Annotated in this window: 14 protein-coding genes and 3 pseudogenes; 11 read left to right on the forward strand and 6 right to left on the reverse strand. The window is 57.5% G+C overall.

Features of this window, described 5'->3' with window-relative positions; genetic code table 11:
• The first annotated feature begins 899 nt into the window (after positions 1-899).
• The 6 genes and pseudogenes from AC0L20_RS38680 to AC0L20_RS38705 all read left to right on the forward strand — a co-directional run bounded on the left by AC0L20_RS38680 (position 900) and on the right by AC0L20_RS38705 (position 8,935).
• A complete protein-coding gene (locus AC0L20_RS38680) occupies positions 900-2,522 on the forward strand; it encodes a class I adenylate-forming enzyme family protein (RefSeq protein WP_473295478.1) in 1,623 nt (540 codons plus the stop codon).
• A 596-nt stretch (positions 2,523-3,118) separates the two neighbouring features.
• Entirely contained in the window at positions 3,119-4,315 is a 1,197-nt protein-coding gene (locus AC0L20_RS38685; RefSeq protein WP_473295479.1) for a KamA family radical SAM protein, read from the forward strand.
• 433 nt (positions 4,316-4,748) lie between these two features.
• Positions 4,749-5,442: pseudogene (locus AC0L20_RS38690) on the forward strand (transposase); the annotation flags it as partial.
• Between the two features lie 109 nt (positions 5,443-5,551).
• Positions 5,552-6,104, forward strand: a pseudogene (locus AC0L20_RS38695) (transposase); the annotation flags it as partial.
• Between the two features lie 1,192 nt (positions 6,105-7,296).
• Positions 7,297-7,689, forward strand: a complete 393-nt coding sequence (locus AC0L20_RS38700; protein ID WP_473295480.1) for a hypothetical protein — start codon at positions 7,297-7,299, stop codon at positions 7,687-7,689.
• Between the two features lie 154 nt (positions 7,690-7,843).
• Entirely contained in the window at positions 7,844-8,935 is a 1,092-nt protein-coding gene (locus AC0L20_RS38705) for a C45 family autoproteolytic acyltransferase/hydolase (protein ID WP_473295481.1), read from the forward strand.
• A gap of 357 nt (positions 8,936-9,292) precedes the next feature.
• Here the strand turns inward: AC0L20_RS38705 and AC0L20_RS38710 are convergent, their stop codons facing one another.
• Positions 9,293-9,676 carry a transposase gene (locus AC0L20_RS38710; protein ID WP_473295482.1) on the reverse strand — a complete coding sequence of 128 codons (384 nt, stop codon included), beginning with the start codon at positions 9,674-9,676 and terminating at the stop codon, positions 9,293-9,295.
• On the opposite strand from AC0L20_RS38710, the pseudogene AC0L20_RS38715 reads away from it, so the two are divergent.
• Positions 9,676-9,960, forward strand: a pseudogene (locus tag AC0L20_RS38715) (IS66 family transposase); the annotation flags it as partial. The gene AC0L20_RS38710 and the pseudogene AC0L20_RS38715 sit on opposite strands and share 1 nt — an antisense overlap.
• Before the next feature lie 70 nt (positions 9,961-10,030).
• Here the strand turns inward: AC0L20_RS38715 and AC0L20_RS38720 are convergent.
• From AC0L20_RS38720 to tnpB, 3 genes are all read right to left on the reverse strand, one after another.
• Positions 10,031-10,408 carry an IS66 family transposase zinc-finger binding domain-containing protein gene (locus tag AC0L20_RS38720; protein WP_473295483.1) on the reverse strand — a complete coding sequence of 126 codons (378 nt, stop codon included), beginning with the start codon at positions 10,406-10,408 and terminating at the stop codon, positions 10,031-10,033.
• The gene (locus tag AC0L20_RS38725; RefSeq protein ID WP_473295484.1) at positions 10,384-10,821 is read right to left on the reverse strand and encodes a transposase domain-containing protein; all 438 of its coding nucleotides are present in this window, start codon (positions 10,819-10,821) and stop codon (positions 10,384-10,386) included. The genes AC0L20_RS38720 and AC0L20_RS38725 overlap by 25 nt, the downstream gene beginning before the upstream one ends.
• Positions 10,822-10,976: 155 nt before the next feature.
• A complete protein-coding gene (gene tnpB, locus AC0L20_RS38730) occupies positions 10,977-11,171 on the reverse strand; it encodes an IS66 family insertion sequence element accessory protein TnpB (protein WP_473295485.1) in 195 nt (64 codons plus the stop codon).
• Here tnpB and AC0L20_RS38735 point away from each other — a divergent pair.
• The 4 genes from AC0L20_RS38735 (at position 11,109) to AC0L20_RS38750 (ending at position 12,376) form a co-directional block, all read left to right on the forward strand.
• Positions 11,109-11,333 (forward strand): hypothetical protein, encoded by a 225-nt coding sequence (locus AC0L20_RS38735; RefSeq protein WP_473295491.1) that lies wholly within the window; start codon positions 11,109-11,111, stop codon positions 11,331-11,333. The genes tnpB and AC0L20_RS38735 overlap by 63 nt on opposite strands.
• A gap of 17 nt (positions 11,334-11,350) precedes the next feature.
• Entirely contained in the window at positions 11,351-11,506 is a 156-nt protein-coding gene (locus AC0L20_RS38740; RefSeq protein ID WP_473295486.1) for a hypothetical protein, read from the forward strand.
• Between the two features lie 21 nt (positions 11,507-11,527).
• Positions 11,528-11,761, forward strand: a complete 234-nt coding sequence (locus tag AC0L20_RS38745; RefSeq protein WP_473295487.1) for a hypothetical protein — start codon at positions 11,528-11,530, stop codon at positions 11,759-11,761.
• A gap of 285 nt (positions 11,762-12,046) precedes the next feature.
• Positions 12,047-12,376, forward strand: a complete 330-nt coding sequence (locus tag AC0L20_RS38750) for a hypothetical protein (RefSeq protein WP_473295488.1) — start codon at positions 12,047-12,049, stop codon at positions 12,374-12,376.
• A 99-nt stretch (positions 12,377-12,475) separates the two neighbouring features.
• On the opposite strand, the gene AC0L20_RS38755 is transcribed toward AC0L20_RS38750, so the two are convergent.
• Both AC0L20_RS38755 and AC0L20_RS38760 read right to left on the reverse strand, forming a co-directional pair.
• Positions 12,476-13,399 (reverse strand): ornithine cyclodeaminase family protein, encoded by a 924-nt coding sequence (locus AC0L20_RS38755; RefSeq protein WP_473295489.1) that lies wholly within the window; start codon positions 13,397-13,399, stop codon positions 12,476-12,478.
• Positions 13,400-13,720: 321 nt separating this feature from the next.
• On the reverse strand, positions 13,721-14,656 hold the full coding sequence (locus AC0L20_RS38760) for a Rossmann-fold NAD(P)-binding domain-containing protein (protein ID WP_473295490.1): 936 nt from the start codon (positions 14,654-14,656) through the stop codon (positions 13,721-13,723).
• Between the last annotated feature and the right edge of the window lie 686 nt (positions 14,657-15,342).

Below are 15,342 nucleotides of genomic sequence, written 5' to 3' on the forward strand. Positions count from 1 at the left end.
AAGTGGAGGCGTCAAGCACCCCCACGATATGCCGCCTTTCCGATTCCCGCCGTCACCAACTTTCAGCGATAGCTCGCAGGAAAGGTCCGCGAGTCTTTGAGTGGGATTCTGAGCGGGCGCAAGTGACCTCGCTCGAGAGGGCCACCGTTCGGGGGACGCGCGTGAATCTGATTCGCTTCGACCGCCTCCGTTGATAGACCGTCACTTCGACGTGCGGCTTTGCTGATATTGTGACGGCTGGCTCGGCCCTCTTCACCCAGACCAGCGATCTTGCAGATCCTCCCGGTGCTTCGCCGCGGCTCAACAAGACCTTTGACGGCAACACGCGATTACCGGCCCGATCGCGGCGAGGCTTTCGGGCGACGCGCTCGATGTCGGCCATCACTCCACGACGAGGCCAGTGCTCTGGTTCTCGATCAAGCCCTTGAAAGCCGTCCGGCCGGTTCGCCTCCCGCAGGCTACACTTAGATTGCTGCGGGATAGACCGCAGCTGGTCGAGTTGGGTGAGCAGTTCAGCTGATCCCACTTATCCCGAAGCCGAGAGGCCATTGCTCTTGGATCAGCGCGTCTCCTCAGTGTGACTTCGGCGGCTGCTGTTGCACAATGAGCCTTTAGCACCACGACTCTCCTCAGCTCATTTCAGAGGAGAACTCGCGCGGTCGGTCTTCGTATCTCACCAAATTAGGTAGTGTTCCGACCCTTGCTCATAAAGTACTAATTGTCTCCGCATAAAGGCTCGGCGATGACGCCTCTCATCTCATATGCAGCGACCGCCTTGGCGGACGGGTGGTGAGACGTGTAGAGGCACCATCGGCTCTGCGCTAACTCTAGGTAGTCTAATGCAGCTGTCGAGCGGCGATTGTGCCCCTTAGCTCATTTCTTCCGCGGTGGAGGTTTATATGACACCAGCTCAATTGCACGACCAAGTCGCCAAGTCTTTGCGCAGGAGCGAGGCATTAGAGGCCGCATACGAAACTAAGATGGTGGGCCAGCTCGTTTCAATGAGGGCGCGGACACATTGCTCGACAACCGCAGTCGACATCTTTGAGCGCGGCGAGCGTGCGACCTACTATGAGATGGACCGATTGTCGAACCGATATGCACGTGCCCTGCGCAAGTTCGGAGTGCGCAAGGGCGACCGCGTCGCGATGATGATGCCCAATCGCATCGAATGGCCTATCCTATGGTTTGCGTCCGCTAAGATCGGTGCGGTAATGGTCCCGATTGACATGTACTACACGTCGAGAGAAGTCGAGTACCTTGTCACTGACAGCCAGGCACGATTTGCCATCGTCGACGAATCTGCTTGGCCAGTATTCGGCGCGATGGATCCTTGGCCGCAAGAGCTTGCCAACGATCAAGTTATAATCGTGGGGCAGCCGTCTGGCGGCACAGGTATCAGTCTCCATCAATTGTTCAAGGATGTGGATGATTCGCCGGTGGAAGAGGATATCCGCCCCGACGATTTGCTAGTGATCCAATACACGTCCGGGACCACTGGGTTTCCAAAGGGGTGCATGCTGACGCACGACTATTGGGGCGTGGCAGCGTACGTAGTTACTAACCTTTGCCCATACAAGAGGTTTCTGAGCTGGGCGTCCTCGTCCTATATCAGTTGGCCATTCATTCTTCTGAACTCGTATGGACAGGGCGGAACGCTGTACGTCGCCCAGGAAATGAACGCATCGCAACTAATGGATTGGATGAAGAATTTTCAGATCGAGTGGTGCGCGTTGCCGAGGCTGGCAGCGGAAGGCGCTTATGACCCGCCAACGAGCCTAAAGCAGGTGTGGCAGTACGATGGCTGGAGTGCCGAAACGGTGCACCGATATTACGCGGAGTTTGGCGTGCACGGCACTTACACTTTTGGAATGACGGAAATCGGAAGCGGCACGCAGATGCCTCCCGATTTCCCCGAGATGAACGAGGCGGGGTCGGTCGGGATTCGTTCGCCTTTTCGGGAGCTGCGCTTGGTCAACAATGACGCCAGTCCTACACCAGTGGGCGAAGTCGGTGAATTGTGGGTGAAGGGGCGTGGGATCTTCAAGGGCTATTGGAATAAGCCAGACGCAAACGCAGATTGTTTCGATGGCGATTGGTTTAAGACCGGTGATCTGTTACGCCACGACGAACTCGGTTTTTACTGGTTCGTAGGACGCCGCAAAGATGTTATCCGTCGCTCCGTTGAGAATATTGCTGCGTGCGAGGTCGAGGCGATCATCCGAGAGCTTCCAGAGATCGCAGATGTGGCCGCAGTGCCGATCCCTGACGAAAAATGGGGCGAGGAAGTCAAGATCTACGTTGAACTTAGAAAAGGACTCACACCGGCTGACCTGAAGATCGAGCGCATTCTTGAGCATGCTCGTGCTCGCCTCGCTCTGTTCAAGGTACCACGGTACATTGGCTTCATCCAGACGCTTCCGAGAACCGTCACCAGCAACAAGGTGCTCAAGCGAGAGCTCATAGCCATCAGCGATCCCTTGTCAGCGACCTACGACGTCGAGGAGAAACGCTGGCGCTAAAATCCTCCGTTTTGGTACACTTTTTTGGCAGCCAACTTCGGCTGGCTGAAAGCTTGTAACTTCCCATCACGGTCTTTCCGAAATCGAGATAAGCGCCGCGACTGGAGCTCGGCCATGATTGATGACTGCCATAGAACTGATTCCTACGCAGCTCGCGCGGGAGACACTCCAGGAAATCGAGGCCCGAAAACTCTGTATGCTCTGCAGAGGAACGAAGACCTCCAACTGTTGACCTTCCTCGCCTTCGCCGGAATTTGGCGCGGGTCGGGCGTTTCGGGCAGCCTTTTGTCCCAAAGGTCAATATCTTTGCCGCGCTTGAATATGGGCCTCCTCGGTCCTGGGCGAGACACAAACAGCTTCTCGACCCACGGAACCGCATTCTCGACGTCGCTCGCGCGACGACATCCGATGCTAATATGCAAGCGCCAAGCTGTCATTCCCTCGCCTTGGGTACAGTTTGTCACGCGACACAGCGATTCGCTCAGAACGACCGTAATTATCTGTGCTGGAAAGCGCAGGTCGATCTCAATTGGATAAGTAACAGCACCGTCGCTTCGGATATTGTGTGCGCAAGTTGCTAAACTTCAGAGGGAAAAATGGCATTCTCAATTGAACCGACTCGCTCCCGTGCAAAGGCAACTGACCTCGCTCGCCTCAGCAAGATTCTGCATACGCGGGAAGAACTCGAAGCTTTCGACATTACCTCCGAAGGCTGGCAGCAGAGTCTGCAGCGTCGCTACAGGACGCATAAGGAGATGAAGGGCATTCTCAATCACGTTGAAGATGTCGAGGCGGCCATCTACGACCATTTCGACATGCGCGTGACACCATATCTGGCACAGTTAATGGATCGCGACGATCCGAATTGCCCGATTCGCAAGCAATACATGCCTTCCCAGAGTGAGCTAAGTGTTAGATCGTATGAAGGCGCTGATAGTCTGGCTGAAGATCATGATATGCAACACGGTACCACTGTTGTGCATCGGTATCCGAATCGCGCACTCTTTCTCGTCACCACGAACTGCGGAACATACTGCCGGTACTGCACCCGTAAACGGCTTGTTTCTCATGGGCAAAGCGCGGTCAATAAACAGCAGCTTGAGAGGGGATTTAGCTACTTGAAAGCTCATCCAGAGATCGAAGATTGCCTTTTGTCAGGCGGAGACCCACTGCTCCTCAACGACCGAAAATTGGAAGACATTCTGAGGCAGATTAGGGCCAATGCACCGCACGTCAAATTTCTCCGGATCGGAAGTCGTCTGCCGGTGCAGCTACCAACCCGAATAACTCCTGAGCTCTGCGCAATTATCGAACGATATGAGGTGCAGATGGTCAACGTTCACGTCAACCACCCAAAAGAGATAACCCCCCTCTTTGCGGAACGCATTAAGATGCTTCGCAAGACTGGCACTATGATCGGCAATCAATCGGTCCTACTCAAGGGAGTGAACGATGACGCGGCTACCTTGCGGGATCTCTGCATGAGCCTGGTCTCCTGCGGCATTCGCCCATATTACTGCTATTCATGTGACGCTGCGGAGGGAAACCATAACTATCAACTTACGCTTGATCACATCTTAAAGCTGTATCATGCCTTGCGAGGCTTTATCAGTGGTCCTGCTGTGCCTACTTTTGTGGTCGATGGTACGGGTGGTCTTGGCAAGATGCCGATTATCCCCGAGTACGTGCGGGAGCGTGCCAATGGCCAGATTTGGGCGATGAATTTCAGGGGCAATGTTCAGCGGATGATCAATCTAGAAGCGAAGACACTTGATCAGTCAAATGGCCGCTAAAGGCATGAAGATAAAATGGCCCGCAGTGCGCGACCGCCGGTGTGCCTGGCGTCCCTTTTAAAAGAAGCTGCACAGCCAGCGACCCAAGTATCTGCTCAGATAGAAGCGTCTTCCGTTTCCTCTTCTATCCTGCAAGGCCTTTAATCGTTCTCTTCGGAAGCTGCCGAGTTGGCCTTTAAGTGTAGATGGTCTCGTTGGAGACCCCGTGCTTGCGCGCCAATTTGGCCATTCTTGCCCCGCCTCCATCCGCTCGTTCATCACACCGATGGTCTGCTTTTCCGTACAATCTCTTTACTCGGCTGACGCACCTGACCATTAAGCGGAAAACTGGGAACAAGCTGGCGGCCCTTCGACGCTCCTGATTCAGTTCGCTGCGACTCTGCTAGGAACTACTCGGTGGTCGAGGAGGGCTAGGTCTGCCAAGCCTCTCGGCCGTAATCGCGGGCTCGAGCCGGCTTATAAGCAGCACGCCGCCGTGGACGACAGGCGCGGCGTCATCTCGACGTGGAGGTCACCACCGGGGAGCTCAACGAGGGCCAGCACATCGTCGAGCAGGTGGACCGGACGGCTGAGAGGACCGGCACAGCGCTGACCACAGTCACCGCTGACGCGGGCTACGTCTTCGGCAAGCTCTATGGCGCGATGAAAGAGCGGAACATCCATGCCGTGATTTCTGAAGGCCGAGCCGATCCGCTCGCCGGTCCCACTCCGTCGCTTTCGGTATGACGCCCAGAACGACATCCTGAAGTGCTCCAGAGACAAGGTCCTGCGGCCGCAGCGTTTGACCAAGCAAGGCCGCTTCTTCTATTCGAACGTCAAGGACTGCAGCCGTTGCTGGATGGCGAACCTGTGCCTGTCTGCCGGTCGGCGGAACAAGGCTGTAGTGGTGAGCAACCACCATCCTGCGCTCCTTCGAGCGCGTCGCTGACGGGAGAACTGGTCGGCCGAGGACAGGCAACTCTACCGGCGACGTCGTTGGCGCTCCGAACGATACCACGGCGAGGCACAGACTTGGCATGGACTCGCGCGCGCAATCAGACGGTCTTCAGAGCACGCGCATCCATGCGTTCCTGACCGCCGCGGCCGTCAACCTGAAGAAGCTGGCGTTCGCTCTGTTGCGCTTTCTCCAAGTTGTCGCCGCCTCTTTCGTATTGCCCGACCATCATCGCGATCTCGCCGCCGCCTGATCCGCGGCCGCTATCGGCGTTTGGCTCTAACTGGTTCTTCAACGGCCCCCGCGTCCACTTGATGCACAACGCGCTGTCGCATGCCGGCAAAAGCGGCCGGCGCTCCGTCTCCGCCTTCATCGCCCACCGTGGTCGCCCAGGACGGTGCCGACGCCGCGCAGACAGTGTCGTAAGGTCGCCGATCAGCTCCGGCTAAAGCTGCCGAAGCTTGCCGGCTTCCTGGACGATGCCGAGATCGACGTGCTTGCCTACATGACGTTCCCGCCACGGCATCGCACCAAGCTGCACTCCACCGATCCAATCGAGCGTCTCAACGGCGAGATCAAGCGACTGAACTTCCGTCTCTGCATCACCTACCTCCGGCTTCATGAAACACCCAATCCCGGTGTCCATCAAACCGGCAGCAGCTCAGACGGACCGAAGTGGTTGGCATCTTCCCGAACGATGACGCCATCGTCCACCTCATGGGCGCCATCTTGCTCGAGCAGAATGATGAGCGGGCGGTCCAGCGTGCCCGCTACATGACGCTCGAGACCATCGCGCCATTGAGCGATGATCCGAATCCCAGGCGATCGCCACCGATCTCGCCGGCGAGCCGGTGATTCACCGCCAGCTACACCACGCGAAGGGAATACGTCTTGCCTAGCTGATGACTGCTTGCGGGTGCAAGTCCCACCGGCCAAGGCTGGCAGGCAGGCGGGGACCGAGTCTTGGGGCGTTGCGGCAACTCGGGGCTGAAGTGTAGACAGTGGCCATCGGGGGTGCGGGAATGAGCCTCGAAAGGTGGATGTTGCAGGAGGTCGAGTGTGTTCCCTAAATACCAAGGAGTATGAGCATCGTGTTATGCGAGACGATGTCGCTCCTCGCAGTCGATGGCCGGATCACGCAAAGGTTAATCATCGGAACATGAGGCCCGACCGGATCCGTCGGATTGGTCTTCAATTCGAAGCAGCGGCAAGGCACTGCCAGAGCCGGGTACGCAGCTGAGGTCGGGAGCCGGACTGGTCCATAGTACCTGTGAAGGGGTCGAAGGAAACGAGACGCATGGAGGGAAGGGACCAGCCTCAGGGCAGCCCGCACGAGGAGGTCAGGGTCCTTACACAGAGCCGGGCTGCCTTGCGGCCGAACCTCGAACGGGTGAACGCGGCGGCCAAGCAGACTGCCCAAACCAGGCTGACAGTCTTGTTGCACCACGTCGACGAGGACGCTCTGCTTCAGGCGTTTCGACGACAAGAGCCGCAGGCCAGCGCGAGGTGATGGGCTACCTTTGGCGAAGTACGAAGAGAGGTCACGGACAACCTCCGCGGGTTCGCCGAGGCTGGGGGCAAGATTGTCCAAAGCGGGGTAGCCGAGGTGGTGAGGGCTGTCTAGGAGGTCGACTTTCGCGGGTTCACCTACGGCTTGCCGCCCGGACGGCCTTCTCGGATGGCGCTTGTCCTCTTACACACGGCGAATATGAGACGGCGCGCACAAGTAAGTGCTCGATGTCGACATAGGCAACTCCTTCGACTCGGTCGAAGTGGCTGCTGCGGATGGTGGCGTACGGGATCGTCGGTACTCGCAGCTTGCGGCTGATAGAGCTGTGGCTGCAGGGCCGCGAGAAGCGGGAAATGGACAGCGCCTCAAATCATGTTGAGGTTGGTTGCGCCCACGTGATGTTGCGGCAATCGGCGGCCGATTGACGACGCCTGCCACTCGCCACAGACCTCGTCGACCAGTTTACGCTCCCCCGCAGGCTACATAGCTTCCGGCGGATCGCGTCCCTGCGACATCTGCTTGTCAGGAGACGGATCCGTGACCAGGTTCTTCAGCTTGGCATTCTCCTCAAGCCCTTCAGCCGCCGTATCTCAAGTCGGCAGCAGCCCGTCAAACTTCTTCTTCCAATTGAAATCCCTCTTGGCTGATCCCGTCCTTGCGGCAGATCACCGCCGCGGCAGCCCCGTCATGGCCCTGCTTCAAGGTGAACACCTTCGAACGTCCGAAAGCTCTGAGGCCTTGATCGTCGCCCGCTTGTCGCAGCCGAGCGATCCTACGGCGAAAACCTCTAACCCAAAAATGATCCAGTTTGCCGGCCTCAGATCACGACCGATTAACTGGCTCATATATAATCGCACCGACAGGCTGCTTCTGGGTCTGACGCTGGCGTTTAGCTGGAGTGAAGCAGGTGCGCAGTGTGTCAACTACTAATATCCGCAATTGATTCTAATGCGAAGTATGTTGAGATGGCTCTCGCCACTCTGATGAGATCGGTTGCATGAGAATTGCAATCGTTGCCGGGGAGGGCACCCGATCGACGTGGAACGTGAATTAGGCAAGCATCATTTGATCTTTGGACTCTGGGATGAGCTTAAAATTTATCAGCTTCGAACGTACTCCGCGCGACCGCGGGAGGCAGCATGGCGAAGTTATGCGATCAGAAATCGCGGCCAATGCGGAAGTATACTTGGGTCGATTTTGTGGCTTCGGCATCGACGGAGCAGCACTTCAAACTGAAGCAAAACGATGGCTCTCCTTCCTTGAGCAAACAACCGTGAACTACGTTGAAGAAATGCGTGGAATCTCAGAAGCAGCCAATCTATCGGTCGAGACGGTCACGATGCTAAACGTGCGACACGAAATTGGCTTCCCTCTGATGGCTCGCGCAGCAATCGATCTGTCGAACATAGTTGATGGTTGCACCTCTGCTGGATTGATGCCTGAAGCGACAAGCCAAGGCGCAGCGATCCTAGCGCAAACAATTGATGGGCCAGCCTCTGTTTCTGGCAACATGTTCGTCGGGAGGACACCTGAAGACCAGAATTCATGGCTGGGAGTGTTTGAGGCTGGTTGCGTAGGACCTACGGCAGGGTTGAACGAAGCGGGCATTGGGCTGGTCTGCAACAGTCTTCTTACAGGGATTGATGGAAGGGGCCCTATGTTTCCACCCTTCAAAGTGCGAACCCGTGCCATCCTTGAAACACGAAGATTCGACAGGGCCATACAGGCGGTAGTTAAGAGGGATCGCAGCAGCTCTATGAATTATTTGATCGGTCATCGGGATGGAGAGGTAATCAGCATTGAAACCTCGCCCAATTCCAAACGGTATCTCTTCCCAGAAAACGGAGTAATCACTCATGCAAATCATTTCGAGCCGGGGGGAAACATTGTTTCGGAGTTTGATCGATTTGTGCCTAGCACTGTGTATCGGTCTCACCGACTCGGTCGGCACCTACGTTCTAGAGTGGGAAGCATCGATGTCGATCATGTCTGGGCGGGCCTTAAAGATCATTTTTCCTATCCAGCGTCGATTTGCCTTCATCCGGACGAGGAGAACCCCGCCGCCCAAGGGAGCACCATCGTTGCTGTTGTTATGGATCTAAAGCGGCTCGTGCTGCTTGCAACCGATGGCCCTCCCTGTGGAGCATCGGTGCAAACATTTAGCCTCACGGCCTGAATTACCCCTATTGAAGAACTCAGCCGAGTTCGCGAAGATGGCTAAATCGTCGGCCTTGTGCCGACGAGCCTATCCGCAGGCCTAATCATAGCCCCCTCCGCTGACGTTATCCAACAGGCGAAGTCCAGTTTGAGGTTCGCTCTGGCCGAAACAAGGACCAGCGCATGAAGCGGAGCCGCTTTTCACAAGACGAGATCATCGGGTTTTGAAGGAGCACGAGGCCGGTTCTCGGTCGCGAGATCTGTGCTGCAAGCACCGCCTCATTGACCCCAGGATCTACAATGAAAGCGACAGGAGGGGAATCTAACCGACGTCCTGACCAAGATCGTCAACGGGCATCTAAACCGCGATATCCAGCTACTGCCCTTGGCGTACCACGCACAACCCCTCAGAGCTTGGCCTGGAAAAGACGCTTATCAGGGCGACGGAGTCTCTCCGTCCCCTCGGGCGTCTTCCGAAGGCGTCGGCGCTGCCGGATGAGCGCTCCGGCGGCATGCACGATGGGGTAACGACAGCGGGCACGAAAGTCTGCGGCTCGGGAGCCACAGGGATCGCAACCGGCTGTCGCATTTGCCGACGCCACGTAAACAGCTGTTGCGGCGACAATCTGTGCCGCCGCGCGACCTCCACGGCTCCCGGGGCCAGCGTCTCCTCGACGAACCGCGCCTTGTCGTCGGCCGGGAATTGCCCGCGTCGGCCGCTCTCTGTGATGACCTCAACCCGACGAACCGAGGTCCTCACGTGAGATCAACGGTCTCGCTCCGCAGGAGCGCCGGCGCGTGCGCCAGGAGCGTAGCCGCCCTCTGATCGTCGAACTGCAGGCGTGGCTGCGCGAGCAGCGCGCCAAGCTCTCCAGGAACAACGATACGACCAAGGCAATCAATTACTGCCTCAGCCGCTGGGAAGCCTTCGCTCGCTTCCTTGATGACGGGCGCCTGTGCATGCCGAACAATGCCGCCGAGCGCGAGCTACGGGCTGTCGCCGTGGGCAGAAGAAATTGGACGTTCGCCGGCTCCGATGAGGGCCGGAGGCAAAGCCCTTCAGCCGCCCGGCCACTTCCGACACGTGCCTCAGTGGCAGAAGTCAAAGGGCTCACTAATCGTGACTGCAGCGCTTGAACTCTCGCGGAACCAAATTACCCATTTCTACTCTGATCGAAAGAACAGCACTGAGACCTGTAAACTGATCGACCAGCTGAGACGGCAGTACAAGGGCTACCGTCGTATTTACCTCTCCTGAGTAGACGTCGCTCTGACGATGGAGCGGCAGGTGCAAGCCGTACTTGGCGGACAGGATATGACCCAGCAGCTTCGGCCCTGCACGTCCACGTGCAATCGGGTGCGAGGGAGCCGGAGGCTGGGTGATCGCTTCGCAGGCCCGACAGACGAGCTTCTCGCGCACGTGCTGGATCACTTTCCACTCACGCGGAATGAGTTCCAGCATCTCGGTCACATCCTCGCCGATCTTGCGCAATCGGCTGTCACCACAACATGGGCAGATCGCAGGTGTCGGATAGACACGGCGCTCCCGTGGCAAATGCTCCGGCAGCGGCCGGCGGGCCGGCTTGCGGCGCTCGAACGATGGCACCGTGATTTGTCGGCTGCGGCCATCTGCGCCGTGGTCTCGGCTTGCGCCGCGTTCTCCTCGAGATCGGCGAGCTGCAGCTCGAGTTGGTCCAGCAATGCTCCGCGCTCGGAGGACTGTCCGAACTGCTCGTGCCGCAGCTTCTTGATTGTGAGCTTGAGCTTCTCGATCAGCAATGTCCGTGCCTGGGCCTCCGCTTCCGCCGCCAGGCGGGCTGCTCGCTCGGCGCGCAGCATCGCCTTCAGCATCACCACATCGTCGGCGAGGGAATCATCGGCGCCCATCGCCGACCAGAGAATCACAACACGTGGTCTCTGTCCGAGCTGCCGATCGTATGATCGATTCAAATCCCAGCGATCAGCCGGCCGCCTGCGGGCGCCACGTGTGTTGTGGCATCCGCCAGTCAATGCCCTCAAGCAAGTAGCCAAGCTGGGCTGGCGTGATCGTCACCACGCCATCAGCCGGCGACGGTCAGAGGAAACGGCCGCGCTCCAGCCGCTTGGCATAGAGCGACATGCCGAACCCATCGTGCCAAAAGGATCTTGATCAACTTGCCGCTCTTGCCACGAAACACGTAGAGGTCTCCGCCATGCGGGTCGCGCCTGAAGGCCTCCTGCACCAGCAAGTCCAGCGAGTTCATGCCGCGGCGCATGTCGGTGTGGCCGGTCGCTGCGCGGCGAGCGATGGACCAGTCCTCCTTCTGCAGGATACCAGTGAGTTCATCTACAGCCGTGCGCAGCCAGGAAAGATCGGCATCGGCTTCACCAAGACCATCAACGCGGGACGTATCAGGCGGGTCAGCCCAATGTGGTGACCTTGTGTGGGGTGCTGATGCATTCGAGCCTGGCGGTAACCCTCAGCGGGACGCCGCTCGGGCTGACGGCAGCGAAGTTCTGGACACGCACGAAGTTCAAGCGGACCTGGACGCTCAAGCGGTACGTGAACCCCACACGCGTGCCGATCGAGACCAAGGAAAGCTATCGCTGACTGGAGAACCTGCGCCAGTCGATGGCGCTCGTGGGCACGCCGGAGCGCTGCGTGCATGTGGCCGACCGCGAGGGCGACATCTACGAGCTCTTTTGCCTGGCGCAAGATCTCGGCACGCGCTTTCTGGTGCGGGTGCAAGCCAATCGATTGGCTGCCGCCCCCGCCGGCGAAGAGCAGCGGGATGGGGCTCATCGGGTCTTCGCCCAGCTCTCGGCTATGCCTTGGGCGGGGCGCCATTATGTCGCGATCGGATAGGATGAGACGGCGTGCGTGCACGTGAAGTTCGCCGCCATCCAACCTTGCCGCCCGTCGGCAAGCAGAAGCGACATAGTCAGCTTCTCACCTACATCCAGGCCCTTGAGATCGACCCGCCGGCGGACCGTCCGCCAATCGGCTGGAAGCTGGTGATGCCGGTCGCAGATTTCGCCATCGCCATCGAGAAGCTCGATGGTACGCCTTGCGCTGGAAGGCGGAGGTGTTTCACAAGATCATGAAGTCTGGCGCCGCGCCGAAGAGGCGAGGCTTGAGACCGCCTAGCGGTTGGCCAAGTTCCTCGCCCTCATCGCGATGGTCAGCTGGCGCATCTTCTTCATCACGATGTCCGCACGAGCAAAGCCCGAGGTTGCGCCAGAGACAGTCCTTACCCCAACCGAAATCGCGACGCTTGATGCCATCGACGCGGCCCGGGCCAAGCCGCGCATCCTGCGCAAGACCCTCACCACCTATTTGCTCCAGATCGCCATGCTCGGTGGCTACCTCGCACGCAACCACGATCCGCCGCCAGGAAACATGGTCGTCTGGCGAGGCCTGACACGCCTCAACGACATCGCCTTCGGCCTCTCAATCGCAACTCGCCGACGATGTGGGTAATTGAAAGCTTCACCGGACGGATACCATTCATCCGGAGTACGCGCTGCTTATGCGCAATGTGACGTTTCGCGTAACGAGCAAAGCGCACCGTCCAATAAATTAGTAGGAGACGAGAGTCCCTAAGCCGTGTTGCTCTGCGAGATCGAGTATTGCAGAACCAATAGCGACATCATGCAAGGCAAGGCCGAGATTGAATACTACGATCCGATCAGAGTTGCGGACTCTGCCAGCCAGTCGTCCTGCCATGACTTCGCTGACAGATCCACGTACTCGAGAAATATCCCGATAAGGAGAACCCGTAGCAGCAATGTAGTTTTTGAACTGCTCAACGTCGTCCGTCAACAATACGTCGGAATCCGTCGTTATGTCCTGAGTCCATCCTCTGACATGGACGGGCAGAACTAAACTGCCCTCCTTGACCCATCCAAACCGGAATGCGATGTCTTCCAACCGACTTGTTGCGGTCACTACGATGTCAGCGATACGGATTGCGGCCTCAACCTCCTTCACGAGAACAACTGTGGCTTCACGATAGGTCTGTTCGGCTAACCGGCTCGCGGCATTCTCATTCAGATCCACGACTAAAAATTCGGCGGTGGGATAAATCAGCGACAACATTTTTACGTGGTACAGCCCTTGAATACCAGCGCCGATCACGGCTATTCTGTGGACGTATTGGGGCGACAAATACTTGCTGGTTATAGCTGACGCTGCCGCTGTGCGAACTGCGGTCAGGTATGCAGCATCCATCACGCAGACTGGTAGCCCCGTCTCCGGATTGTTTAATATCAAAAGCCCGGTAATGTTGGGCAAACCGACCTTATGATTGTTCGAGTAACCGGCAATCCATTTAAGTCCGGCTCGGCGCTGTGCGGGAAGCCAGCCAGCCATTGCGTGAATGAACGCGTCATTCCCTGGGTGGATCCCGATCTTAGGAGGGTTCTCGAATGCGCTATTGCCATGATCATGAAGAGTCGTTTCGACCGCATCTAACGCCCAGGTGAGCGGCAGATTCGCTTGCACGACATCGTTTCGGCTTAACCATCTTACGGGAGAGGTTGTCATACTCTTCTTCTTCTGGTGCTAAGTCCGGCGCTCAGGGTGCCCCTTCTTCCGTTCGGAATGTTGGCGGCTCCAAATGGGCCATGGAAACTAAATGAGCTTTCGTAAAGTGCCGCTAATCAGCGAGCAGTTCCCAAGTGGCAGTATATGGCCATGCCAATGAATTGTCAGCTTCGTACGCCTATTTACGCAATGGGCATGGACAGTCCGCCACAAATTCTGCCTACGACCGAGGGGCCGAACGGCTTGTACCGCTAGACGGCGACGTTACCGTCGCGGACGCTAGACCTGCAACGTTCGGAACGTCGCCTTGATGTCTGACAACAAGAGCGGCAATTTTGGAGCAAGTTGCCTATTGTTATCTTCGATGAACCGAAGGAACTCTGAGTCATACATGGTCACGTAATTGAGAGTCTCCACTGCCGCATCCGGCAGCGCCGGAATTGATGAAAAATCCACGATCGTGCGCGGTTCCAAGCGTAGCATTGCTTTCCCAAGGATGGACTTGTACTCATCGTCGACGTCGACAGTGGCGATAACAACGATCGACCGTGGTTCGCGTTCGGACCCAATCTCTCCCGGGCGCCTGAGCGCAACTTCTACACCAGCCATGCGGAGACGTTTGCGAAGATTCTTGGGATTCCGCGTAACGACCACCGTGGAGCAGACGCGTTTTCTGACACCACTTGTGAGTAGACCGCGACCCAGCATACCCGCTCCGATGATGTAAAGGCGATCAGGCAGCTCTCCATTCGGAAATCGGTCAGTTATGATATGTTCAACAATCTGATCGTAGTTGAAGGATGCAATGAAGTTCTGGCGCTCGCGGGCAGCACGACCTGCATCAATCGCCCGCCGAGCGATCTGGAACACCGGAAGATCTGGATCTAAAAGTTCAGTGGCCTGCGCGAGCTGATGGCTGACATAATTTTCACCAAGGATTTGGGAATGAGCGCCGGATGAGATCTCGGCAAGACGTTGAGCAATTGCTGCAGCACCTTCAATACAGTTGGGCGCCAGACCCGAAAACACCGTGCGCTCGATGGTTCTAAGCGCGGGCACATCACCATAGGCTTCGACGCGTACGCAGGTTGCCATTAGAAGAATTCCGCTTCGCGCAAGAACTGCCTGAAGTGGTTTAGTTCTTGCCGAAAGCTCTGCCATTGCTAAAGGCGTCGTCATCTGGTGATCTATATAAACGCCAAGGAGCTCGGTCATGGTTCCCTCGTAAGTCACTAGCCGATTGAGCAATGTCTGTCGGTGGGCAGCCCCCGCCCGCAACGAAGCGCTTCCAATATTCATGCCAGCTTGCGGTGAGCTCCTCTCAGCGTCCCCCCTTCCGGCGCTCTCCAAAGAATTGCAGCGGGTCCTCTATGGGAAAGCGATTTCGTAGAACTCCGCACTGTCCGCTATTGGACAACAACTAGCGGCTTTCGAACAATCAGGGATCATGCCGGACTTTTTGGCGTCAAGAAGGGGAGTAATCTCGTTCTTACAGCTGTCTCCTGTGGCGCGCTAAATGCATCGTTGTCGGCGAACGCGTCACGGAGTGAGACGGAGTTGCGTGGTCAAGCTGACTGATCAGCTGGCTCTCGCAGCTTGCCAAGCTCGGGGTGCGACCGCTCTCAGCACGTGGCTAACCGGCAGTTACTAGGCACCCCAGTATCATGCTTTTCGACGAACCGACCTCGGCACTGGATCCGGAACCTGAGAGATCGGCTTCGCTTATGAGTTGGCTGATGGGGTCATCTTCATGGACCAGGGAGTCGTGGCTGCCAATGGCCCTCCGCGTGAGCTTCTGCTGTCGAATGCCAATCCTCGGCTCGCCCGCTTTCGTCGGACGGTTCACGGAACAGGCTCGTCTTCTCGGCCCACTCACTTCGCCCGCGGCTATACCTTCAGCC

This window comes from Bradyrhizobium sp. Kon58 (assembly GCF_055807455.1).

Coding starts and splice junctions, on each gene's coding strand:
- AC0L20_RS38680 (WP_473295478.1), top strand. CDS start 900: ATGACACCAGCTCAATTGCACGACCAAGTCGCCAAGTCTTTGCGCAGG.
- AC0L20_RS38685 (WP_473295479.1), top strand. CDS start 3,119: ATGGCATTCTCAATTGAACCGACTCGCTCCCGTGCAAAGGCAACTGAC.
- AC0L20_RS38705 (WP_473295481.1), top strand. CDS start 7,844: ATGAGCTTAAAATTTATCAGCTTCGAACGTACTCCGCGCGACCGCGGG.
- AC0L20_RS38735 (WP_473295491.1), top strand. CDS start 11,109: ATGCGGGTCGCGCCTGAAGGCCTCCTGCACCAGCAAGTCCAGCGAGTT.
- tnpB (WP_473295485.1), bottom strand. CDS start 11,171: ATGCGCCGCGGCATGAACTCGCTGGACTTGCTGGTGCAGGAGGCCTTC.
- AC0L20_RS38740 (WP_473295486.1), top strand. CDS start 11,351: ATGCATTCGAGCCTGGCGGTAACCCTCAGCGGGACGCCGCTCGGGCTG.
- AC0L20_RS38745 (WP_473295487.1), top strand. CDS start 11,528: ATGGCGCTCGTGGGCACGCCGGAGCGCTGCGTGCATGTGGCCGACCGC.
- AC0L20_RS38760 (WP_473295490.1), bottom strand. CDS start 14,656: ATGACCGAGCTCCTTGGCGTTTATATAGATCACCAGATGACGACGCCT.